Origin of the sequence: Kitasatospora sp. NPDC092286 (assembly GCF_044755565.1) — a bacterium.
Lineage (GTDB): Bacteria > Actinomycetota > Actinomycetes > Streptomycetales > Streptomycetaceae > Kitasatospora.
Map to the genome: position 1 here is coordinate 33,101 of NZ_JBIVRD010000041.1, position 18,985 is coordinate 52,085.

General features: G+C 73.2%; 17 protein-coding genes. 3 read left to right on the forward strand and 14 right to left on the reverse strand.

Annotation, left to right across the window (positions count from 1 at the left end; all coding sequences use genetic code 11):
• Window positions 1-59: 59 nt before the first annotated feature.
• The 8 genes from truB to rimP all read right to left on the reverse strand — a co-directional run bounded on the left by truB (window position 60) and on the right by rimP (window position 8,596).
• The gene (truB, locus tag ACIQIB_RS31595; protein WP_363611190.1) at window positions 60-983 is read right to left on the reverse strand and encodes a tRNA pseudouridine(55) synthase TruB; all 924 of its coding nucleotides are present in this window, start codon (window positions 981-983) and stop codon (window positions 60-62) included.
• 50 nt (window positions 984-1,033) lie between these two features.
• Window positions 1,034-2,140: a bifunctional oligoribonuclease/PAP phosphatase NrnA gene (locus ACIQIB_RS31600; RefSeq protein ID WP_400659096.1), complete on the reverse strand. Its 1,107-nt coding sequence runs from the start codon at window positions 2,138-2,140 to the stop codon at window positions 1,034-1,036.
• A gap of 2 nt (window positions 2,141-2,142) precedes the next feature.
• On the reverse strand, window positions 2,143-2,586 hold the full coding sequence (rbfA, locus tag ACIQIB_RS31605; protein WP_363611186.1) for a 30S ribosome-binding factor RbfA: 444 nt from the start codon (window positions 2,584-2,586) through the stop codon (window positions 2,143-2,145).
• A 150-nt stretch (window positions 2,587-2,736) separates the two neighbouring features.
• Window positions 2,737-3,033 carry a DUF503 domain-containing protein gene (locus ACIQIB_RS31610; protein WP_363611184.1) on the reverse strand — a complete coding sequence of 99 codons (297 nt, stop codon included), beginning with the start codon at window positions 3,031-3,033 and terminating at the stop codon, window positions 2,737-2,739.
• Window positions 3,034-3,182: 149 nt separating this feature from the next.
• Window positions 3,183-6,338: a translation initiation factor IF-2 gene (gene infB, locus ACIQIB_RS31615; protein WP_400659093.1), complete on the reverse strand. Its 3,156-nt coding sequence runs from the start codon at window positions 6,336-6,338 to the stop codon at window positions 3,183-3,185.
• A 247-nt stretch (window positions 6,339-6,585) separates the two neighbouring features.
• Window positions 6,586-6,834 carry a YlxR family protein gene (locus tag ACIQIB_RS31620; RefSeq protein WP_400659091.1) on the reverse strand — a complete coding sequence of 83 codons (249 nt, stop codon included), beginning with the start codon at window positions 6,832-6,834 and terminating at the stop codon, window positions 6,586-6,588.
• Window positions 6,835-6,961: 127 nt separating this feature from the next.
• Window positions 6,962-7,975, reverse strand: a complete 1,014-nt coding sequence (gene nusA, locus ACIQIB_RS31625; protein WP_363611178.1) for a transcription termination factor NusA — start codon at window positions 7,973-7,975, stop codon at window positions 6,962-6,964.
• A gap of 54 nt (window positions 7,976-8,029) precedes the next feature.
• The gene (gene rimP, locus ACIQIB_RS31630) at window positions 8,030-8,596 is read right to left on the reverse strand and encodes a ribosome maturation factor RimP (protein WP_400659088.1); all 567 of its coding nucleotides are present in this window, start codon (window positions 8,594-8,596) and stop codon (window positions 8,030-8,032) included.
• 304 nt (window positions 8,597-8,900) lie between these two features.
• On the opposite strand from rimP, the gene ACIQIB_RS31635 reads away from it, so the two are divergent.
• Together ACIQIB_RS31635 and ACIQIB_RS31640 are read left to right on the forward strand one after the other, a co-directional pair.
• Window positions 8,901-10,034 carry a ferritin-like domain-containing protein gene (locus ACIQIB_RS31635; RefSeq protein ID WP_400762192.1) on the forward strand — a complete coding sequence of 378 codons (1,134 nt, stop codon included), beginning with the start codon at window positions 8,901-8,903 and terminating at the stop codon, window positions 10,032-10,034.
• A 127-nt stretch (window positions 10,035-10,161) separates the two neighbouring features.
• Window positions 10,162-11,085, forward strand: coding sequence for an aminoglycoside phosphotransferase family protein (locus ACIQIB_RS31640; protein WP_400659086.1), 924 nt, complete (start codon window positions 10,162-10,164; stop codon window positions 11,083-11,085).
• Here the strand turns inward: ACIQIB_RS31640 and ACIQIB_RS31645 are convergent.
• The 5 genes from ACIQIB_RS31645 to dxr all read right to left on the reverse strand — a co-directional run bounded on the left by ACIQIB_RS31645 (window position 11,058) and on the right by dxr (window position 16,575).
• The gene (locus tag ACIQIB_RS31645; RefSeq protein WP_363611172.1) at window positions 11,058-11,627 is read right to left on the reverse strand and encodes a GNAT family N-acetyltransferase; all 570 of its coding nucleotides are present in this window, start codon (window positions 11,625-11,627) and stop codon (window positions 11,058-11,060) included. The two genes, ACIQIB_RS31640 and ACIQIB_RS31645, sit on opposite strands and share 28 nt — an antisense overlap.
• A gap of 43 nt (window positions 11,628-11,670) precedes the next feature.
• On the reverse strand, window positions 11,671-12,546 hold the full coding sequence (locus tag ACIQIB_RS31650) for a GNAT family N-acetyltransferase (protein ID WP_363611238.1): 876 nt from the start codon (window positions 12,544-12,546) through the stop codon (window positions 11,671-11,673).
• Window positions 12,547-12,694: 148 nt separating this feature from the next.
• The gene (gene ispG / locus ACIQIB_RS31655) at window positions 12,695-13,855 is read right to left on the reverse strand and encodes a flavodoxin-dependent (E)-4-hydroxy-3-methylbut-2-enyl-diphosphate synthase (RefSeq protein ID WP_363611170.1); all 1,161 of its coding nucleotides are present in this window, start codon (window positions 13,853-13,855) and stop codon (window positions 12,695-12,697) included.
• Window positions 13,856-13,984: 129 nt separating this feature from the next.
• Window positions 13,985-15,289: a M50 family metallopeptidase gene (locus tag ACIQIB_RS31660; RefSeq protein ID WP_400762173.1), complete on the reverse strand. Its 1,305-nt coding sequence runs from the start codon at window positions 15,287-15,289 to the stop codon at window positions 13,985-13,987.
• A gap of 56 nt (window positions 15,290-15,345) precedes the next feature.
• Window positions 15,346-16,575: a 1-deoxy-D-xylulose-5-phosphate reductoisomerase gene (gene dxr / locus ACIQIB_RS31665; RefSeq protein WP_400762175.1), complete on the reverse strand. Its 1,230-nt coding sequence runs from the start codon at window positions 16,573-16,575 to the stop codon at window positions 15,346-15,348.
• Between the two features lie 68 nt (window positions 16,576-16,643).
• Here dxr and ACIQIB_RS31670 point away from each other — a divergent pair, with 68 nt between their 5' ends.
• Window positions 16,644-17,309, forward strand: a complete 666-nt coding sequence (locus tag ACIQIB_RS31670; protein WP_363611164.1) for an NAD(P)H-binding protein — start codon at window positions 16,644-16,646, stop codon at window positions 17,307-17,309.
• Between the two features lie 63 nt (window positions 17,310-17,372).
• On the opposite strand, the gene ACIQIB_RS31675 is transcribed toward ACIQIB_RS31670, so the two are convergent.
• Window positions 17,373-18,815 carry an aldehyde dehydrogenase family protein gene (locus ACIQIB_RS31675; RefSeq protein WP_400659083.1) on the reverse strand — a complete coding sequence of 481 codons (1,443 nt, stop codon included), beginning with the start codon at window positions 18,813-18,815 and terminating at the stop codon, window positions 17,373-17,375.
• Window positions 18,816-18,985: the final 170 nt, after the last annotated feature.

Consider the following 18,985-nt stretch of genomic DNA (forward strand, 5'->3'; position numbering starts at 1 on the left):
GCGCTCCCCCGTGCGAGTGAACTTGGACGCGAATCCGCCCGCTGCGCGGCCCCGCCGGGTCAGCCCACGAAGACGGCGAGCGGCTTCGCCTGCCCGCCCTTCTCCTCCACCAGGGCCAGGAAGCGGTCGTCCGGCCCGAACACCGCGACCGGTCCGTCCACCCCCAGCCCGGGGGCCTTCAGCCGGGCACCGTGGGAGAGCAGCTCGGCCTGCTCGGCGTCGAGGTCCCAGCGCGGGAAGGCGGCCGCCGCGGCCGCGCCGATCGGCAGCACCTCCAGCCCCGTACCGCCGGTCACCCCTTCCTCCAGCTGCTCCAGGGTCCGCGCCGACTCCACCCCGTACGGGCCGACCCTGGTGCGCCGCAGCGCGGTGAGGTGACCGCCGACGCCGAGCCCGGCGCCGAGATCGCGGGCCAGCGCCCGGATGTAGGTGCCGGAGGAGCACTCGACGGTGACGTCCAGGTCGACCACCGGCGTACCGTCCTCGGCGACGGCCGCCCGCCGCTCGTGCACGGTGAAGGAGTGGATCGTGGTCGGCCGGGCCGCCAGCTCGAACTCCTCGCCCTCGCGCACCCGCGCGTACGAACGCCTGCCGTCGATCTTGATCGCGCTGACCTTGGACGGCACCTGCATGATCTCGCCGGTGAGCGCGGCGATCCCGGCGTCGACGGCCTCCCCGGTCACACCGTCGGCCGGGACGGACGCGGTGACCTCGCCCTCCCGGTCGTCGGTGACGGTGGTCTGGCCGAGCCTGATGGTCGCCTCGTACGTCTTGGCGGTGAGCATCAGATGGCCGAGCAGCCGGGTGGCCCGCTCGACCCCGATGACCAGCACGCCGGTGGCCATCGGGTCCAGCGTGCCGGCGTGGCCGACCTTGCGGGTGCCGGCCAGCCACCGCAGTTTGGCGACCACCCCGTGCGAGGTGATGCCCTCCGGCTTGTCCACGATGACCAGGCCGTCGGGGCCGGTTCCCTTGCGCTTCATCTGTTCTTTTCTGTGAAGGCTCTACTGGAGGAAAGCTCTGCTGGAAGTGGTCAGCGGACGGGCCGCAGCGCGCCCCGGAACCGCTCGACCACGGCGGCCACGTCCTCCCGGGCGGTGAACCCGGCCGCGTAGGTGTGCCCGCCGCCGCCGAGCGCCGCGCAGGCGGCGGCGACGTCCACCGCGCCCTTGGAACGCGAGGAGCCGCGCAGCGTGCCGTCCGGGTCCTGCTTGAGCACCAGCGCCACCTCGGCCTCGGCCGGGCGTCGCAGGATGTCGATCAGGCCCTCGATCTCCTCGACGGTGACGCTGAAGAGCACCAGGTCCTGGTACGGCACCCAGGTCCACACCAGGCCCAGGCCGTCGGCCGCGTCGGGCTCGTAGACGGCCCGGTCGAGCGCGCCGGCGAGCACCTTGAGGTAGCCGAAGGAGGAGGTGTCCCACAGCTGCCGGGAGATCAGGTCGTGCCGGATCCCGGTGGCCAGCAGCCGGGCGGCGAATTCATGGGTGGCGGGCGTGGTGGCCCGGTACTTGAAGGAGCCGGTGTCGGTGGCGACGCCGGTGTAGAGGCAGGTGGCGAGGTCGTGGTCGAGCTCGACGCCGAGCCTGCCCAGCAGTTCGTCCACCAGGACGGCGGTGGCCGGCGCGGACGGGTCGATCAGCTGATGGGTACCGAAGCCGGGGTTCGAGGCGTGGTGGTCGATCACCACCAGCACGGGCGCGGCGAAGGCCTTGCCGTGCAGCAGCCCGAGCCGGCTCTCCGCGGCGACGTCGAAGCAGAGCACCAGCTCCGGGGTGTCGGGCACCTCGGAGGCCGGCACGATCAGCTCCTGGCCGGGCAGGAAGGCCAGCGACTCCGGCACGATCTGCGGGTCGTCGCCGAACGACACCCGCACCTCGTGACCGAGCCCGCGCAGCGCCAGGGCGGCCGCCAGGGCCGAGCCGAGCGCGTCACCGTCCGGGCAGATGTGGCAGATCAGGTCGATCGAGCGGGCCCGCCGGATCTCGGCGACCACCTGCTGCCAGACCAGCTCGAACCCGGGCGTCTCGGAGCGCGGCCCCGGAAGCACCGCGAGGGCACCCTCCACCGTGCTGGTGGATGACGCCCCCGTGGTTGCCGCTCCTGCCGCCGAACCGGCCTGCGCCGGCTCACCCGCCATGACTACTCGTCCTCGTCGTCACGCTCGGACGCCGGGACCTTGTACGGGTCCGCGCCGCCGGCGTAGGTCGCGCCCGCCGCGGTGGTGCGCACCGCGGCGTCGATGGCCCGGGCCCGGTCGAGCAGGTCGTCGATGTTCCGGGCGTTCTCCGGCAGGGCGTCCGCGACGAAGGTCAGCGACGGGGTGAAACGCACCCCGGTCTGCTTGCCGACCTCGGAGCGGAGCACGCCCTTGGCGCTCTCCAGCGCGGCGGCCGTGGCCTCGCGCTCGGTGTCGTCGCCGTAGACCGTGTAGAAGACGGTGGCCTCGCGCAGATCGCCGGTCACCCGGGTGTCAGTGATGGTCACGAACCCCAGCCGGGGGTCCTTGATCCGCCGTTCCAGGGTCTGGGCGACGACCACCTGGATGCGGTCGGCGAGCTTGCGCGCCCTTGCGGTGTCGGTCACGTTGCCTCCTCGTGCAGTGGGCCCGGTACCCGGGTGAGCTGCGCACCCGTCGGGGCCCACGCCCCAAAGTACCGGCCCGCGCCCAGCCTTGTGGGCGCTCTCGGTCCTGATCTGTGTGAGAACGGCGACTTCCGCCGCCGCGCACAGATCTCAGTCATCGTCGTCGCCGTGGTAGCGCCTCCTGGCGGAGAGCAACTGGACTTCGGGGCGGCCGGCGACCAACCGCTCACAGCTGTCCAGGATCTCGGTGACGTATCCGGCGTCGCCGGACACCACCGCCAGACCGATCTCGGCCCGGCGGTGCAGATCCTGGTTCCCGGTCTCGGCAGCGCACACGCTGTACTTGCGCTGCAGTTCGGCCACGATGGGCCGCACGATCGAACGCTTCTCCTTGAGCGAGTGGACGTCGCCCAGCAGCAGGTCGAAGGTGAGTGTTCCCACGAACATGTATGACAGGTCTCGCCGACCTGGAGGCCTCGGGGGCAGCCCTGAACCGGGCTGATACTGCTACATCTGACTACCCCGGACCCTACACAGCGAGACCGGGGCCGGTCGACGGAAATACCACCCGTCGACCGGCCCCGGCAGCCACTCGCCTACGCGCGCGGCTTCTCGCGCATCTCGTACGTCTCGATGACGTCGTCGACCTTGATGTCGTTGAACGACCCCAGGGTCACACCGGCCTCGAAGCCCTCGCGGACCTCGGTCGCGTCGTCCTTGAAGCGGCGCAGACCCTCGATGGTGAGGCTCTCCGCCACGACCTTGCCGTCGCGGATGAGGCGGGCCTTGGCGTTGCGGCGCAGCAGGCCCTCGCGGACCAGGACACCGGCGATGTTGCCGAACTTGGAGGAGCGGAACACCTCGCGGATCTCCGCGGAGCCGAGGCGCACCTCCTCGTACTCGGGCTTGAGCTTGCCCTTGAGGGCCGACTCGATCTCCTCGATCGCCTGGTAGATGACCGAGTAGTACCGGACGTCCACGCCTTCCTTGTCGGCCGCGGTACGCGCACGGCCTTCGGCGCGCACGTTGAAGCCGATGATGATGGCGTCCGAGCCCATCGCCAGGTCCACGTCGGACTCGGTGATGGCACCCACACCGCGGTGCAGGACCCGGAGTTCGACCTCCTCGCCCACGTCCAGCTTGACGAGGGCGTCCTCGAGGGCCTCGACCGAACCGGAGACGTCACCCTTGATGATGAGGTTGAGCTGCTCGATGGAGCCGGCGGCGATGGCCTTGTCCAGGTCCTCCAGGGACACCCGGACCCGACGCTGCGCGAAGGCGGCGTTGCGGTCGCGGGCCGAGCGCTTCTCGGCGATCTGACGGGCGGTGCGGTCCTCGTCGACGACGATGAAGCTGTCGCCGGCGCGGGGCACCGAGGTCAGACCGAGCAGCAGCACCGGACGGGACGGGCCCGCCTCGGCGAGGTTGTTGCCGTTCTCGTCGAGCATCGCGCGGACGCGGCCGTAGGCGTCGCCGACCACGATCGAGTCACCGACGCGGAGGGTACCGCGCTGCACGAGCACGGTCGCCATGGCGCCGCGGCCCTTGTCGAGGTGGGCTTCGATCGCAATACCCTGCGCGTCCTGGTCCGGGTTGGCCCGCAGGTCGAGCGAGGCATCGGCGGTCAGCACGACCGCCTCCAGCAGCTGGTCGATGTTCAGACCCTGGCGCGCGGAGATGTCGACGAACATGGTGTCGCCGCCGTACTCCTCGGCCACCAGACCGAACTCGGTCAGCTGACCGCGGACCTTGGTCGGGTCCGCGCCCTCGACGTCGATCTTGTTGACGGCGACCACGATCGGCACACCCGCGGCCTTGGCGTGGTTCAGCGCCTCGACCGTCTGCGGCATGACACCGTCGTTGGCCGCGACCACCAGGATCGCGATGTCGGTGGACTTGGCACCACGGGCACGCATGGCGGAGAACGCCTCGTGACCCGGGGTGTCGAGGAAGGTGATCGGACGCTCTTCGCCGTTGACGACGGTCGCGACCTGGTAGGCACCGATGTGCTGGGTGATGCCACCGGCCTCGCCGGCCACCACGTTGGACTTGCGGATGGCGTCCAGCAGGCGGGTCTTACCGTGGTCGACGTGACCCATGACGGTGACGACCGGCGGGCGCGGGGCCAGCTGGTCCTCGTCGCCCTCGTCGGCACCGAAGTCGATGTCGAACGACTCCAGCAGCTCGCGGTCCTCGTCGTCCCGGCTGACGATCTCCAGGATGAAGCCCATCTCGCCGGCCAGCAGCTCGAGGGTCGCGTCGGAGACCGACTGGGTCGCGGTGACCATCTCACCGAGGTTGAACATCACCGAGACGAGCGCGGCCGGGTTGGCGTTGATCTTCTCCGCGAAGTCCATCAGCGAGGCACCGCTCGACAGGCGAACGGTCTGGCCGTTGCCGCGGGGCAGCATCACACCGCCGACGGACGGGGCCTGCATGGCCTCGTACTCCTGGCGCTTCGCCCGCTTCGACTTGCGACCGCGAGCCGGGCGACCGCCCGGGCCACGACCGAAGGCGCCCTGCGTGCCACCACGGGCACCCGGGCCGCCGGGACGGCCACTGAAGCCACCCGGACGCGGGCCGAAGCCACCGCCGCCACCCGGGGCACCGCCACCGGGACGCGGGCCGCCGAAGCCGCCACCGGCCGGACGCGAGCCCGGACCGGCCGGACGGCCGGCGAAGCCGGGACGGGCACCGCCCGGAGCACCCGGACGGCCGCCGGGGCCACCCGGACCACGGCCGCCGGGGCCGGGACGCGGGCCCGGAGCCGGACGCTGCGGCATCATGCCCGGGTTCGGGCGCGGCATGCCGGACGGGGTCGGGCCGCCAGGGCGCGGACCGGCCGGACGGGGCATGCCGTCGGGACGCGGGGCACCACCGGGACGGGGGGCACCGGCGCCGGGGGCACCGGCCGGACGCGGACGGTCGCCACCCGGACGGGGGGCACCGGCACCGGGGGCACCGGCCGGACGCGGACGGTCACCGCCCGGACGCGGACGGTCGCCACCCTGCGCGCCGGGGGCACCGGCCGGACGCGGACGGTCGCCACCCGGACGCGCCGGACGGTCGCCGCCCTGCGCACCCGGGGCACCCGGGCGGGCACCGGGCGCACCCTGACGACGCTCGCCGGGGCGGGCCATACCGGTGGCACTGCCCGAGGTGAACGGGTTGTTGCCCGGACGCGGACCGGCCGGACGCGGGCCCGGACGGGCGCCACCGGCGGCAGGACCGGCCGCCGGACGCGGGGCCTGGGCGGCCGGACGCGCGGCGGGGGCGTCGCCGGCCGGAGCCGGCGAGGAGAACTCGGCCGCCGGAGCAGCCGGGGCCGCGGGCGCGGCAGCGGCGGGGCGAGCCGCCGGGCGCGGGCCCGGGGTCGGCGCCGCGGCGGGACGCGGGGTCGCGGCGGGCGCGGCCGGGGCGGCGGGAGCCGCGGCGGCCGGGGTGGGACGGGGGCCCGGGGTCGCGGCAGGGCGCGGACCCGGGGTCGGGGCACCCGGCTTGGGTGCGGCCGCGCCGGCGGCGGAGCCACCGGCGGGCTGGGGCGCCGCGGGCTTGCGCGGGCCCGGCTTGGCAGCGGAACCGCCACCGGTGGGGGCCACTCCCAGCGCGTCAGTCAACTTGCGTACGACCGGCGCCTCGATCGTCGAGGACGCCGAACGGACAAACTCGCCGAGCTCGGTGAGCTTGGCCATGACGGCCTTGCTCTCCAAGCCAAGCTCCTTGGCGAGTTCGTAAACCCGGACCTTAGCCACTTCACTCCTGTCTATGAGTCCGGGGTGTCTCGTCCGCCGGACCGTCGCTACTTCATGGGCGTACCCATCGCGTACTCATCGCGTACTCATCGAGTGCTCATCGCAATCTCGACCTACTTCCACATCGCGAGGTACCTGACTGGTGGCACGGCGCGCGGCTGCCCGAGCGCTGTGCTTGTTGCGGTGGTTCTCCGCCGCAGAGCGGCGGCCGTAGCGGAAGGTGCCCACCGGGCGGGCCTGAGTGGACTCAGGGCCCCGGGGTGTCGCCTGCCCGCTCCTCGATGTACTCGCGGAGCCGCTCCGTGTCGAGCGTGCCCTGGAGCCGGAAGGCCCGGGGGAACGCCCGACGGCGGACCGCGAGGTCGAGGCAGGCCGGTTCGGGGTGCAGGTACGCGCCCCGGCCCGGCAGTGCGCCACGGGGGTCGGGGACGCAGACGCCCTCAACCGCCGTGACACGCAACAGCTGGTGCTTGGCCGCTCGCTTGCGGCAGCCCACGCAGGTGCGTTCCGGGCGTGCTCGGACATGCGTCCGGCCAGACGAAGGCAAGTCTACCCCTCCGAAGGGACATGGCGCCGCCCCGCCGATCCGGGAAGGACCGGCGGGGGGCCTGTGACGACGCTGACTACTGGTCCGAGGATTCCCGGCCGCCGTTCTCCGGCTGCCCCTCGGTGTCCGGGCGGATGTCGATCCGCCAGCCGGTGAGGCGGGCGGCCAGGCGGGCGTTCTGCCCCTCCTTGCCGATCGCCAGCGACAGCTGGTAGTCCGGCACGATCACCCGTGCGGAGCGCTGGGCGAAGTCGACGATCTCCACACTGGTCACCCGTGCGGGGGACAGCGCGGCGGCGACCATCTCCCGCGGGTCCTCCGACCAGTCCACGATGTCGATCTTCTCGCCGTGCAGCTCGCCCATCACCGCGCGCACCCGGCTGCCCATCGGGCCGATGCAGGCGCCCTTGGCGTTCAGCCCGGCCCGGCGCGACCAGACCGCGATCTTGGTGCGGTGACCGGCCTCACGGGCGATCGCCGCGATCTCCACGCTGCCGTCCGCGATCTCCGGGACCTCCAGCGCGAACAGCTTCTTCACCAGGCTGGGGTGGGTGCGCGAGAGCGTCACCGAGGCGCCGCGGACACCGCGCCGCACCGCCACCACGTAGCACTTCAGACGGGTGCCGTGCCGGTAGTCCTCGCCCGGGACCTGCTCCTGCGGCGGCAGGATGGCCTCCAGCTTGCCGATGTCCACCAGCACGTTCTTCGGGTCGTTGCCCTGCTGGACGACACCGGTGACGATGTCGCCCTCCTTGCCCGCGTACTCGCCGAACGTCTGGTCGTCGGCGGCGTCGCGCAGACGCTGCATCATCACCTGGATGCCGATGCTGGACGCGATCCGGCCGAAGCCGCTCGGGGTGTCGTCGAACTCCTTCGGCTCGACGCCCTCCTCCAGCTCGGCCGGGTCCTCGGTCGCCCACACGGTGACATGGCCCGACTTGCGGTCCAGCTCGACCCGGGCGCGGCGGCGCGAGCCCTCGGTGCGGTGGTACGCGGTGAGGAGGGCGGACTCGATGGACTCGACCAGCAGGTCGAAGGGGATGTTCTTCTCGTTAACCAGCGTGCGCAGGGCGCTCATGTCGATGTCCACGGCTACGCCTCCTCGTCTTTCGTCACGTACATGGTGCGGTCGGTGCGCAGGTCGTCACTCCGCACCGTCGTCCCCCTCCTCGGGGGCGTCGTCGTCCGCCGAGGCGTCCGCGAAGTCCTCGGCCTCGTCGAGGAGCTGCTCGTCCTTGCGGTTGAACTCCACCTGGACGCGGGCCCGCGCCACCTCGGCGTACTCCAGACGGCGCTCCTTGGCCCGGCCCCGGCCCTTCACCGGCTGGACCTCGACCAGCGCGCCGTCCTCGTCCGCCTCCAGCACCCGGGCGACGATCTCGCCGCCGTCGGACAGGTGGATCCTGGCCAGCCGGCCCTCGGCCCGGCGCCAGTGGCGGGGCTCGGTGAGCGGACGCTCCGCGCCCGGCGAACCGACCTCCAGCACATACGCGCCGGAGCCCATCACGTCGGACTCGTCCAGGGCCTCGCCGACCACGCGGCTGAACTCGGCGATGGCGTCCAGGTCCACGCCGCCGTCGGCGTCCACGTCGATCTGCACCTGGCGGCGGCTGCCCGTCTGGGTGACCTTGACGTCCTCCAGGTCCAGGCCCGACTGAGCGGCCAGCGGCTCCAGCAACGCGCGCAGCCGGTCGGTGTGGGTGGTGCTCATCCGGGTGGACTCCTCGGCCGCGTCTGCTGTTGTCAGAAGGTCGCTCCGCGTCCCCTGGCGCCGGTCGGGCGCAGACCGGGTCGCGGCAGCTCGGCCCAAAGCCTATCCGGTGAAGCCGCCAACCACCGATTCCGGGCAGCGCACGGCCGCCCGCGCGACACCCACTGCGAGCAAGGTCACACCGGCGGGCCGGGACGCGGTGTGATCGAATCCGTGCCCGGCTACGTGAGGATTCTGTAATCATTCACGCCAACGAGGGCAGGCGGGCAGGCCGTCCTCCCGTACACGCCCCGGAGTGACGACGATGCAGCCGCCCAGCCGACGGACCTTCCTGGCCCTTGGGCTGCTCCTCACCGCGGGCGGCGCGCTCACCGCCTGCACCGGCTCCCACGACGGCGACGGCGGCGGGCCGGGCGACCGCCGCCGCCCCGACCCGGACGAGCCGGTCCGGCTGCGCGCCGTCACCGACACCGACACCCTGCTCGCCGGGTACGACGCCCTGCTGGCCGGTCCGGGTGCCGGGCAGGCCGCGCAGCTCCAGCCGCTGCGGGCCGAGGTGGTCCAGCACCGGGCCGCGCTGGCCGCCGGGCTGCCGACGGCTTCGGTCTCCCCCGGTACCGCCGCCTCCTCCGCGTCCGCGTCCCTGTCGCTGTCCCCGTCCACGGCACCGACCTCGGCCGTCGGTACCGAGGCCGCGCTCGCCTCGCTCGAACGGCAGACCGCGCAGGCCCGGCTCGCCGACCTCGGCGCCGCCTCGCCCCAGCTGGCCCGGCTGCTCGCCTCCGTCTCCGCCGCCGGGGTCCTGCACGCCGTCGCCCTCGGCGACGACGCCCCGCCGACCACCCCGGCCCCGCCACCGCCCGTACCGTCCGCCGCTCCCACCACCGCCCCGTCCTCCCCGTCGGGGCCGGCCTCGCCCCCGGCGGCCGCCAGTGGGGCGGGGCTGAGCCCGGAGGCCGTCACCGCCCTCCAGCGCGCGCTGAGCTCCGAACACGCCGCCGTCTACGGCTACGGCGTGGTCGGCGCCCGGCTCCCCGACGACCAGCAGCGCGCCGACGCCCGGACCGCCCTGGCCGCCCACCAGGCCCGGCGGGACGCCTGGCAGCGGGTGCTCGGCGGGGTCGGCGTCACCCCGAGCGCCGCGGCCGCCGGGTACCAGCTGCCGTTCGCCGTCACCGACGCGGCGGGCGCGGGCCGGCTCGCCGCCCATATCGAGACCCGCCTCGCGGCCGTCTACGCCGACCTGGTCGCCGCCACCACCGGCCCCCAGCGCGCCACCGCCGCCGGCTCCCTGCGCGACAGCGCCCTGCGTGCCCGGCGCTGGGGCGCCGCCGCCACCCCCTTCCCCGGCCTCCCCGACCCGGCCGTCCCCACCCCCGGCACCACCGGCACCCCTGGCACCACCGGCCCCGGCACGACCCCGACACCGACCGCCTGACCTGCGGTCCCGCCGCCCGCCGGGCTTCCCCCGCTCATCCCCTTCGCGTCGCTGACCTGCGGTTTCGCAGATATGGCCGACAATGGACGGGTAGTACCACGGGGGAAGCGCCAACCGGAAGGCCAGCATGTCGGCAGCACCAGGGCAGATCACCGTCCCCGCCTGGCTGACGCACAGCGTCGGCGAGGGCGAGGGTGAAGCGGGGCGGCGCTGGCTGGCCGGGCTGCCCGCGCACGTGGCCACCCATCTGGCCCGCTGGAACCTCACCCTGGAGCGGGTGCTCGACCCCGGGGGCGCGCTGAGCCTGATCGGGTACGTCCGACGCGACGACCTCACCCCCGCCGTCCTCAAGGCCGGCCTGCTCACCCCGGAGACCGCCCAGGAGCACGCCGCCCTCACCCACTGGGCCGGCCGCGGCGCCGTCCTGCTGCTGGACGCCGACCCCGCCGAGGGGATGCTGCTGCTGGAGCGGCTGCACGGCGAGATCCCGCTGCGCTCGCTGGCCGAGCCGAAGGCGATGCTGGAGGCCACCAGCCTGCTGCGCCGGCTCTGGACGCCGGCGCCCAAGAGCCACCCCTACCAGAGCCTGGCCGGCCGGGTGGCCGTCGGCTCCGACGGCCTGCGCCGCCACCGCGAACTGCCCGGCGCGGCCGAGGCCGCCGCCCTGGTGGCCGAGGCCCTGGAGACCGCCGAGGGACTGCTCGCCTCCACCGACGAGATGTTCCTGCTGCACGGCGACTTCCACCACGGCAATGTGCTCGCCGCCGACCGCGCGCCCTGGCTGGCGATCGATCCCCGCCCACTGGTCGGCGAACGCGCCTACGACCTGGCCCGGCTGGCCCTGGACCGGGCGGACACCCTGATCGGCTCCCCGGGCGCGGCCGCCGCGGCCCGCCGCCGGCTGCGTCAGCTCTCCGACGCCCTGGAGGTGGAACAGGACCGGCTGCGCGGCTGGACGCTGTTCCGCGCGGCCGACCTCGGCCTGCGCGCCCTGGCGGCGGGCCGCCGGGAGGACGCCGAGCTCTACCTGGAGTTCGCCGGAGTGCTCTGACCCGGCCCGCGCAACGGCAGCGGGGCGCCCATCACCGCGTACAGCCGGTCGGTGTTCGGGAAGTGCACCGCGCGGGCGAGGTCCCGGTAGCCGAGCGAGCGGTAGAGGCGGCGGGCGGGCGTCTCGGCGTCGATCGCGGAGAGGATGCTGCGCGGCCGCCCGGACCGCTCGCAGAGCGTCCGGATCAGACCGGAGCCGATCCCCTGCCCCTGGAACTCGGGCAGCACGTGCAGTTCGGTGACCGCGAAGACGTCGTCCAGCCAGTCGCCGTACCCGCGCGCCTCCAGGTAGGGCTCGATCACGCTGCTCCACCAGTGCTCGCGGTGGTTGGGCATCCCGTACCCGAAGCCGACCAGCCGGCCGCCGCTCAGCGCGCCGAGCGCGATCACCCCGGGCTGCTGGGCGTGCCGCCCGACGATGTGCAGCCGTACCGCGACCTCCTCGGGCGTCAGCCCGAACGCCACCGCCTGGACATCGAGGGCCTGCGGCGCCCACGTCGCAAGGTCGATGGCCTCGATCGTCACCCCGGTCAGCTGATCCATGCCCCGGACGTTACTACCCGTCCGGCCCGCCCGCGGGCGGAGGTCAGAACAGGACGCTCATGAAGGCGCCGACCTCGCGGAAGCCCACCCGCCGATAGGCCGCCCGGGCCCGCAGGTTGTAGTCGTTGACGTACAGCGAGACCACCGGGGCGACCTCGCGCAGGGCGATGTCCAGCACGGCCGCCATGCCCGTCTCGGACAGGCCCTGACCGCGGTACTCGGGGGCCACCCAGACGCCCTGGATCTGGCAGGCGCCCTCCGTGACGGCCCCGACCTCGGCCTTGAACACCACCCTGCCGTCCTCGGTGATCCGGGCGAACGAGCGCCCGGCGGAGACGAGTTCGGCGATCCGGGCCTGGTAGAGCAGCCCGCCGTCGCCGGCCAGCGGGGAGACCCCGACCTCCTCGGTGAACATCGCCACACAGGCCGGCATCAGCGTCTCGATCTCGTTCCGCCGCACCCGCCGCACCAGCGGGTCGGGGTCGATCTCGGCCGACGGCACCGCGGTGGCGAGCAGTGGCTGGTGGGCCCGGATCTCGCGGGGCGGGCCCCAACTGCGTTCCAGCAGTGCCCAGAGGGCGGCGGTGGGCCCGGCCGGGCCCACGATCGAGGAGCAGCGGCGGCCCTGCCGGCGGGCGCGTTCGGCGAAGGCCTGGACGGCCTGCGGCCCGGCGTTCACCAGGACCAGGTTGGCCCCGGCGTAGCAGAGCGCGTCCAGCTCACCGCGCTCGTCGTACCAGCCCCACATCTCGCCGCCGAGCCGCCAGGGATCGAGACCGACCGCCTCGACCCGGGTGGCGACGAAGGCGTTGGCGACCGGGTCCCGGCGGAGCACCTCCAGGGTGTCCGCGAGGTCGGGTGCCTCCAGGACGCGGGTGGTCGCCAGGGCCCGGGCGGCCTGGAACGAGCTGGGGAGCATCGCACCTCGATCGAGCATCGAGACAGCACCTCACTAGACGACTCTGGCCGCACCCTATCCCGTGGCCCCACCCGGCTACGGCCGCGGGGCCGTCCGCGCACGGACGGCCCCGCCTTCGGAAAACACCGCGATCAAACCACCCGCGTGGTCACTCGCCCGCGACGACGGTCGGAGCACCCGCCTCGACGCCGTCGGCCTGCATCTGCTCGGCGAGCTTGAGAGCCTCCTCGATCAGCGTCTCGACGATCTTCGACTCGGGGACGGTCTTGATGACCTCGCCCTTGACGAAGATCTGGCCCTTGCCGTTGCCCGAGGCGACCCCGAGGTCGGCCTCACGGGCCTCGCCGGGACCGTTGACGACGCAGCCCATGACCGCGACGCGCAGCGGCACCTCCATGCCCTCCAGGCCGGCGGTGACCTCCTCTGCGAGCTTGTAGACGTCGACCTGGGCGCGGCCGCAGGACGGGCAGGAGACGATCTCCAGGCCGCGCTGACGCAGACCGAGGGACTCCAGGATCTGGTTGCCGACCTTGATCTCCTCGGCCGGCGGGGCCGAGAGCGAGACCCGGATGGTGTCGCCGATGCCCTCGGCGAGCAGCGCGCCGAAGGCGACCGCGGACTTGATGGTGCCCTGGAAGGACGGACCGGCCTCGGTCACGCCGAGGTGCAGCGGGTAGTCGCAGGCGGCGGCGAGCTGGCGGTAGGCGTTGATCATCACGACCGGGTCGTTGTGCTTGACCGAGATCTTGATGTCACGGAAGTCGTGCTCCTCGAACAGCGAGCACTCCCAGAGCGCGGACTCCACCAGCGCCTCGGGGGTGGCCCGGCCGTACTTCTCCAGCAGGCGCTTGTCGAGCGAGCCCGCGTTGACGCCGATCCGGATCGGCGTCCCGGCGGCCCTGGCGGCCTTGGCGATCTCGCCGACCTTGTCGTCGAAGGCCTTGATGTTGCCCGGGTTCACGCGGACCGCGGCGCAGCCGGCGTCGATCGCGGCGAAGACGTACTTCGGCTGGAAGTGGATGTCGGCGATGACCGGGATCTGGGACTTCTTCGCGATGATCGGCAGCGCGTCCGCGTCGTCCTGGGAGGGGACGGCGACCCGCACGATCTGACAGCCGGAGGCGGTCAGCTGCGCGATCTGCTGCAGCGTGGCGTTGATGTCCGAGGTCACCGTGGTGGTCATGGACTGCACCGACACGGGGGCGTCGCCGCCGACCGGTACGTTGCCGACCATGATCTGCCGGGAGACACGGCGCCGGGCGAGCGGCTTGAGCGGCAGGGACGGAATACCGAGCGAGATCGCGGTCATGTGCGCAGGGTTCCCCGGGGTTGAGGTCGTCGGTCCGGCGGGTAGGGACAGCCGGGCCGGGCACGCCGATGTCCGCGTACCCGGCCTCCAACGGTACGGCACCCGGCCGGGGCCGGGCACACCCGCCGGCTAGCTGATCTTGACCGGGTTGACCAGGTCGGCGACCAGCACCAGCAGGGTGAAGCCGATGAAGACGCTGGCCACCACGTACGCCAGCGGCATCAGCCGGGCGACGTCGAAGGGGCCCGGGTCCGGCCGCTTGAACAGACGCGCGGTGCGCCGGCGGATCGACTCCCAGACCGCGCCGGCGATGTGACCGCCGTCCAGCGGCAGCAGCGGCAGCATGTTGAACAGGAAGAGCGACAGGTTGATGCCGGCCAGCAGGTTCACGAAGGTGGCGATCCGCTGGCTGCCGGGGATCTCGAGCGAGAAGACCTCACCGCTGACCCGGGCCGCGCCGACCATGCCGATCGGCGAGTCGGCGTCCCGCGGGCTACCGTCCACCACCGAATGCCAGAGGCCCGGGATCTTGCCGGGCAGGGCGACCAGCGACTTCACCCCGCCCTCGGCCATGTCGTACATCCGGTCGAGAGACTGGCCGAAGCCCAGCCGGACGACCCCGCTGCTCGGCGTGAAGCCGAGGAAGCCGGCCTGCACGGTCTGGCCCTTGAGCGGGATGTTGTTGGCGTCGTACTTCTGGACGTCGTTGACGGCGATGGTCGGGGTGAGGGTGAGCTGCTGCCCGCCGCGCTCCACCACGATCGGCACGGTCTTCCCGGCCGACCTGCGGATGTCCGCCTGGAGCTGGTCGTAGCTGCCGATCCGGTCCCCGTCGAAGGAGAGGACCTTGTCCCCCGGCTTCAGCCCGGCCTTGAACGCCGGGGCCGGCAGGGCGTCCGCGGGACACTCGTCGGTGGGCTGGCCGGCCTTGACGACGCACTCCGAGACGGTGCGGATGGTGGGCACCGCCATCGTGACGCCGAAGCCCATCATCACCGTCAGGAACAGCCCGAAAGCCAGGATCAGGTTCATGAACGGGCCCGCGAACATCACGATGACGCGCTTCCACGGCTTGCGGGTGTAGAAGAGCCGCTGCTCGTCACCCTCCTGGAGCTCCTCGTAGGAGGCCTCCCGGGCGTCCTCGATCATCGTCCGCCAGGGCGAGCTGCTGCGCTGGGTGATCCGCCCGTCCTCGCCGGGCGGGAACATCCCGATCATGCGGATGTACCCGCCCAGCGGGATCGCCTTGATGCCGTACTCGGTGTCACCCCTGCGCCGGGACCAGATGGTCGGGCCGAAGCCGACCATGTACTGCGGCACCCTGATGCCGAACAGCTTCGCCGTCGAGAGGTGGCCGAGCTCGTGCCAGGCGATCGAGAAGAGCAGCCCGACCGCGAAGACCAGGATGCCGACCACCGTCAAAACCGTTGCCACCGCTGGTCCTCCGTCATGCCGCTCCGCTCGTCGTCGTCAGGGGTCGTGCGCCGTCGTCAGCCGGCCGCCAGCTCGCGGGCCCGGGCCCGGGCCCAGTCCTCCGCGTGCAGGACGTCCTCGACGGTCGGAGAAGTTCCCGACGCCGGGGTGCCGTGTTCGGCCACGACCTTGGCAACAGTGTCCACGATTCCCGTGAAAGCGAGGCGGCCGTTCAGGAACGCGTCCACGCACTCCTCGTTGGCGGCGTTGAAAACGGCCGGCACGGTACCGCCCAGCGAGCCCACCTCGCGGGCCAGCTCCACCGCCGGGAAGGCCTCGTTGTCCAGCGGGAAGAACTCCCAGGTGGCGGCCTTGGTCCAGTCGCAGCCCGGCGCCGCGTCCGGCACCCGGTCCGGCCAGCCCAGCCCCAGCGCGATCGGCATCCGCATGTCAGGCGGACTGGCCTGCGCCAGGGTGGAACCGTCGGTGAACTCCACCATCGAGTGCACCACCGACTGCGGATGGACCACGACCTCGATCCGGTCGAACGGCACGTCGTACAGCAGGTGCGCCTCGATCACCTCCAGCCCCTTGTTCACCAGGGTGGCCGAGTTGACCGTGACCACCGGGCCCATCGCCCAGGTCGGGTGCGCCAGCGCGTCCGCCGGGGTGACGCCTGCCAGCTGCTCGCGGGTCCGCCGGCGGAACGGGCCGCCGCTCGCGGTGACCACCAGCTTGCGGACCTCGGCCCGGGTACCGCCGGCCAGCACCTGGAACAGCGCGGCGTGCTCCGAGTCCACCGGCACGATCTGCCCCGGCTTCGCCACCGCCTTCACCAGCGGGCCGCCGACGATCAGCGACTCCTTGTTGGCCAGCACCAGCACCCTGCCCGCCGCCAGGGCGGCCAGCGTGGGACGCAGCCCGATCGAGCCGGTGATGCCGTTCAGCACCGAGTGGCACTCCATCCCGGCCAGCTCGGTCGCCGCGTCCGGACCGGCCAGCACGGCGGGCAGCGCACAGCCGCCGGCCCTGGCGGCCAGCGCCTCGCGCAGCGCCGGCTCGGCGGCCGGGTCGGCGACCGCCACCGTGTGCACGCCCAGCCGCAGGGCCTGCTCGGCGAGCAGCTCCACCCGGCCGCCGGCCGCCGACAGGGCGACCACGGAGAACCGGTCCGGGTTGCGGAGCACCACGTCGATGGCCTGGGTGCCGATCGACCCGGTGGAACCGAGGATCACCAGCTCCCGGGGAGCGGACGGGTCCTGCACGGTCGGCGTGAAACGCAGCTGCGGGTGGGCAAGCGAAGTCATGCGCCCATTGTGTCCTGCCCGGCGGCCTCCACAGGACGCCGGGACACCCCCCGGCTACCGTCGGAGCCATGCGTACCGTCATCGCGGGGGGCCACGGACAGATCGCGCTCAAGCTGGAGCGGCTGCTCGCCGAGCGCGGCGACCGGCCCGCCGGGATCATCCGCCGGCCCGAACAGGCCGGGGACCTGGTGGACGCCGGCGCCGAGCCGCTGACGCTCGACCTGGAGGCCGCCACCGCCCCCGAGCTCGCCCGGCTGCTCACCGGCGCCGACGCGGTGGTCTTCGCCGCCGGAGCCGGTCCGGGCAGCGGCGCCGCCCGGAAGAACACCGTCGACCGCGACGCGGCCGTCCTGCTCGCCGACGCCGCCGAACTCGCCGGCGTCCGGCGCTACCTGATCATCTCCTCGACGGGCGCCGACGCCGCGGCCCGCTACCCCGCCGACCCGGTCTTCGAGACCTACCTGCGGGCCAAGGGCGCGGCCGACGACGCCGTCCGGGCCCGCACCACGCTGGACTGGACGGTGCTGCGCCCCGGCCGGCTCACCGACGGCCCGGGCACTGGCCTGGTCCGGCTCGCCCCCTCGGCCGGGCGCGGCGCGGTGGACCGGGCCGACGTGGCCGCCGTGCTGGCGGCGCTGCTACACGAACCGGGCACGGCCGGGCGGACGCTGGAACTGGTCTCGGGCGACACCACCGTGGCCGAGGCCGTCGCGGCCGTGACCGGGCGCGGCTGAGGCCGCCACGACACGCCGGGGGCCCGGCACCGCGCGCGGTGCCGGGCCCCTGCTACGGCCGGATCAGAGGTCGAGGCCGGTGAGGACCAGGACCTTCTCCACCGTGTAGTCGTCCATCGCGTACTTGACGCCCTCGCGGCCGACGCCGGAGTCCTTGACGCCGCCGTACGGCATCTGGTCGGCGCGGTAGGAGGGGGCGTCACCGATGATCACGCCGCCGACCTCCAGCTCCCGGTGGGCGCGGAAGGCGGTCTGCAGGTCATGGGTGAACACGCCGGCCTGCAGGCCGAAGGCGGAGTCGTTGACGGCGGCGAAGGCCTCGTCGGTGCCCTCCACCCGGTGCAGCGACAGGACCGGGCCGAACACCTCGGACTTCGCCAGGATCGCGTCGGCCGGCAGCTCGGCCAGCACGGTCGGGGCGTAGGTCGCGCCCTCGCGGGTGCCGCCGGTGAGGACCTTGGCGCCCTTGGCGACCGCGTCGTCCACCCAGGACTCCACCCGCTTGGCGGCGTTCTCGTCCACCAGCGGGCCGACCTCGGTGGCCTCGTCGTTCGGGTCACCGGTGACCTGGGCCTTGACCTTGGCCACGACCTTCTCCACCAGAGCGTCGTAGACGGACGCGTCGGCGATCACCCGCTGCACCGAGATGCAGGACTGGCCGCCCTGGTAGTTGGCGAACATCGCGATCCGGGCGGCGGCCCAGTCCAGGTCCTCCTCCGAGGACCAGTCGGCGAGCACCACGGCCGCGGCGTTGCCGCCGAGCTCCAGGGTGGTGTGCTTGCGCGGCACCGAGTCCATGATCTGGTAGCCGACCTTGTCCGAACCGGTGAAGGAGATCACCGGCAGGCGCGGGTCCTGAACCAGGGCGGGCATCCGGTCGTTCGGCACCGGCAGGATGCTCCAGGAGCCGGCCGGCAGATCGGTCTCGGCCAGGATCTCGCCCAGCACCATCGCGGAGAGCGGGGTGGCCGGAGCCGGCTTGAGGATGATCGGGGCGCCGACCGCGATCGCCGGGGCGACCTTGTGGGCGACCAGGTTCAGCGGGAAGTTGAACGGGGCGATGCCCAGCACCACACCGCGCGGGAAGCGGCGCACCACCGCGAAGCGGCCGGTGCCGCCCGGGTCGGTGTCCAGCCGCATGGTCTCGCCGTTGGTACGGCGGGCCTCCTCGGCGGCCCAGCGGAAGACGGAGACGGCCCGGCCCAGCTCGCCGCGGGCCCACTTGATCGGCTTGCCGTTCTCGGCGGTGATCAGCTGGGCGATCTCCTCGGTGCGCTCGGCCAGACGCTTGGCCACGTGGTCCAGCGCGGCGGCGCGGACATGCGCGGGGGTCGCGGCGAACACCGGCAGCGCGGCGACGGCGGCGTCCAGCGCCTCCTCGACCTGGGCCTCGCTCGGGATGCCGACCTTGCCGACCAGGCGGCCGTCCCAGCTGTTGTACACCTCGAAGTCCGCGTCGCCGCTCGCCCGGCGGCCGGCCAGCCAGAAATCGTACGTGGTGGTCACCGTGGTACCGGCCCTCTCCTCGTCGTCCTCAGGGCCCCACGAACGTGGGACCTGAACCGAGGGTAGGGGCGGCGGCGCGCCGACCGGATTGGCCACCGAGTAGCGTTCGCGGGCGCCGCCACTCCACCACGTCCAGCGGGCCCGCCGCTCCCGCGACTTCCGCCGCTTCC

What these genes read in the sequence shown, in the direction of transcription:
- truB (WP_363611190.1), bottom strand. Translation starts at nt 983, where the DNA reads ATGAAGCGCAAGGGAACCGGCCCCGACGGCCTGGTCATCGTGGACAAG.
- ACIQIB_RS31650 (WP_363611238.1), bottom strand. Translation starts at nt 12,546, where the DNA reads ATGCTCCCCAGCTCGTTCCAGGCCGCCCGGGCCCTGGCGACCACCCGC.
- ACIQIB_RS31635 (WP_400762192.1), top strand. Translation starts at nt 8,901, where the DNA reads ATGCAGCCGCCCAGCCGACGGACCTTCCTGGCCCTTGGGCTGCTCCTC.
- ACIQIB_RS31670 (WP_363611164.1), top strand. Translation starts at nt 16,644, where the DNA reads ATGCGTACCGTCATCGCGGGGGGCCACGGACAGATCGCGCTCAAGCTG.
- ispG (WP_363611170.1), bottom strand. Translation starts at nt 13,855, where the DNA reads ATGACCGCGATCTCGCTCGGTATTCCGTCCCTGCCGCTCAAGCCGCTC.
- rimP (WP_400659088.1), bottom strand. Translation starts at nt 8,596, where the DNA reads ATGAGCACCACCCACACCGACCGGCTGCGCGCGTTGCTGGAGCCGCTG.
- ACIQIB_RS31600 (WP_400659096.1), bottom strand. Translation starts at nt 2,140, where the DNA reads ATGGCGGGTGAGCCGGCGCAGGCCGGTTCGGCGGCAGGAGCGGCAACC.
- ACIQIB_RS31610 (WP_363611184.1), bottom strand. Translation starts at nt 3,033, where the DNA reads ATGTTCGTGGGAACACTCACCTTCGACCTGCTGCTGGGCGACGTCCAC.
- dxr (WP_400762175.1), bottom strand. Translation starts at nt 16,575, where the DNA reads ATGACTTCGCTTGCCCACCCGCAGCTGCGTTTCACGCCGACCGTGCAG.
- ACIQIB_RS31640 (WP_400659086.1), top strand. Translation starts at nt 10,162, where the DNA reads ATGTCGGCAGCACCAGGGCAGATCACCGTCCCCGCCTGGCTGACGCAC.
- ACIQIB_RS31645 (WP_363611172.1), bottom strand. Translation starts at nt 11,627, where the DNA reads ATGGATCAGCTGACCGGGGTGACGATCGAGGCCATCGACCTTGCGACG.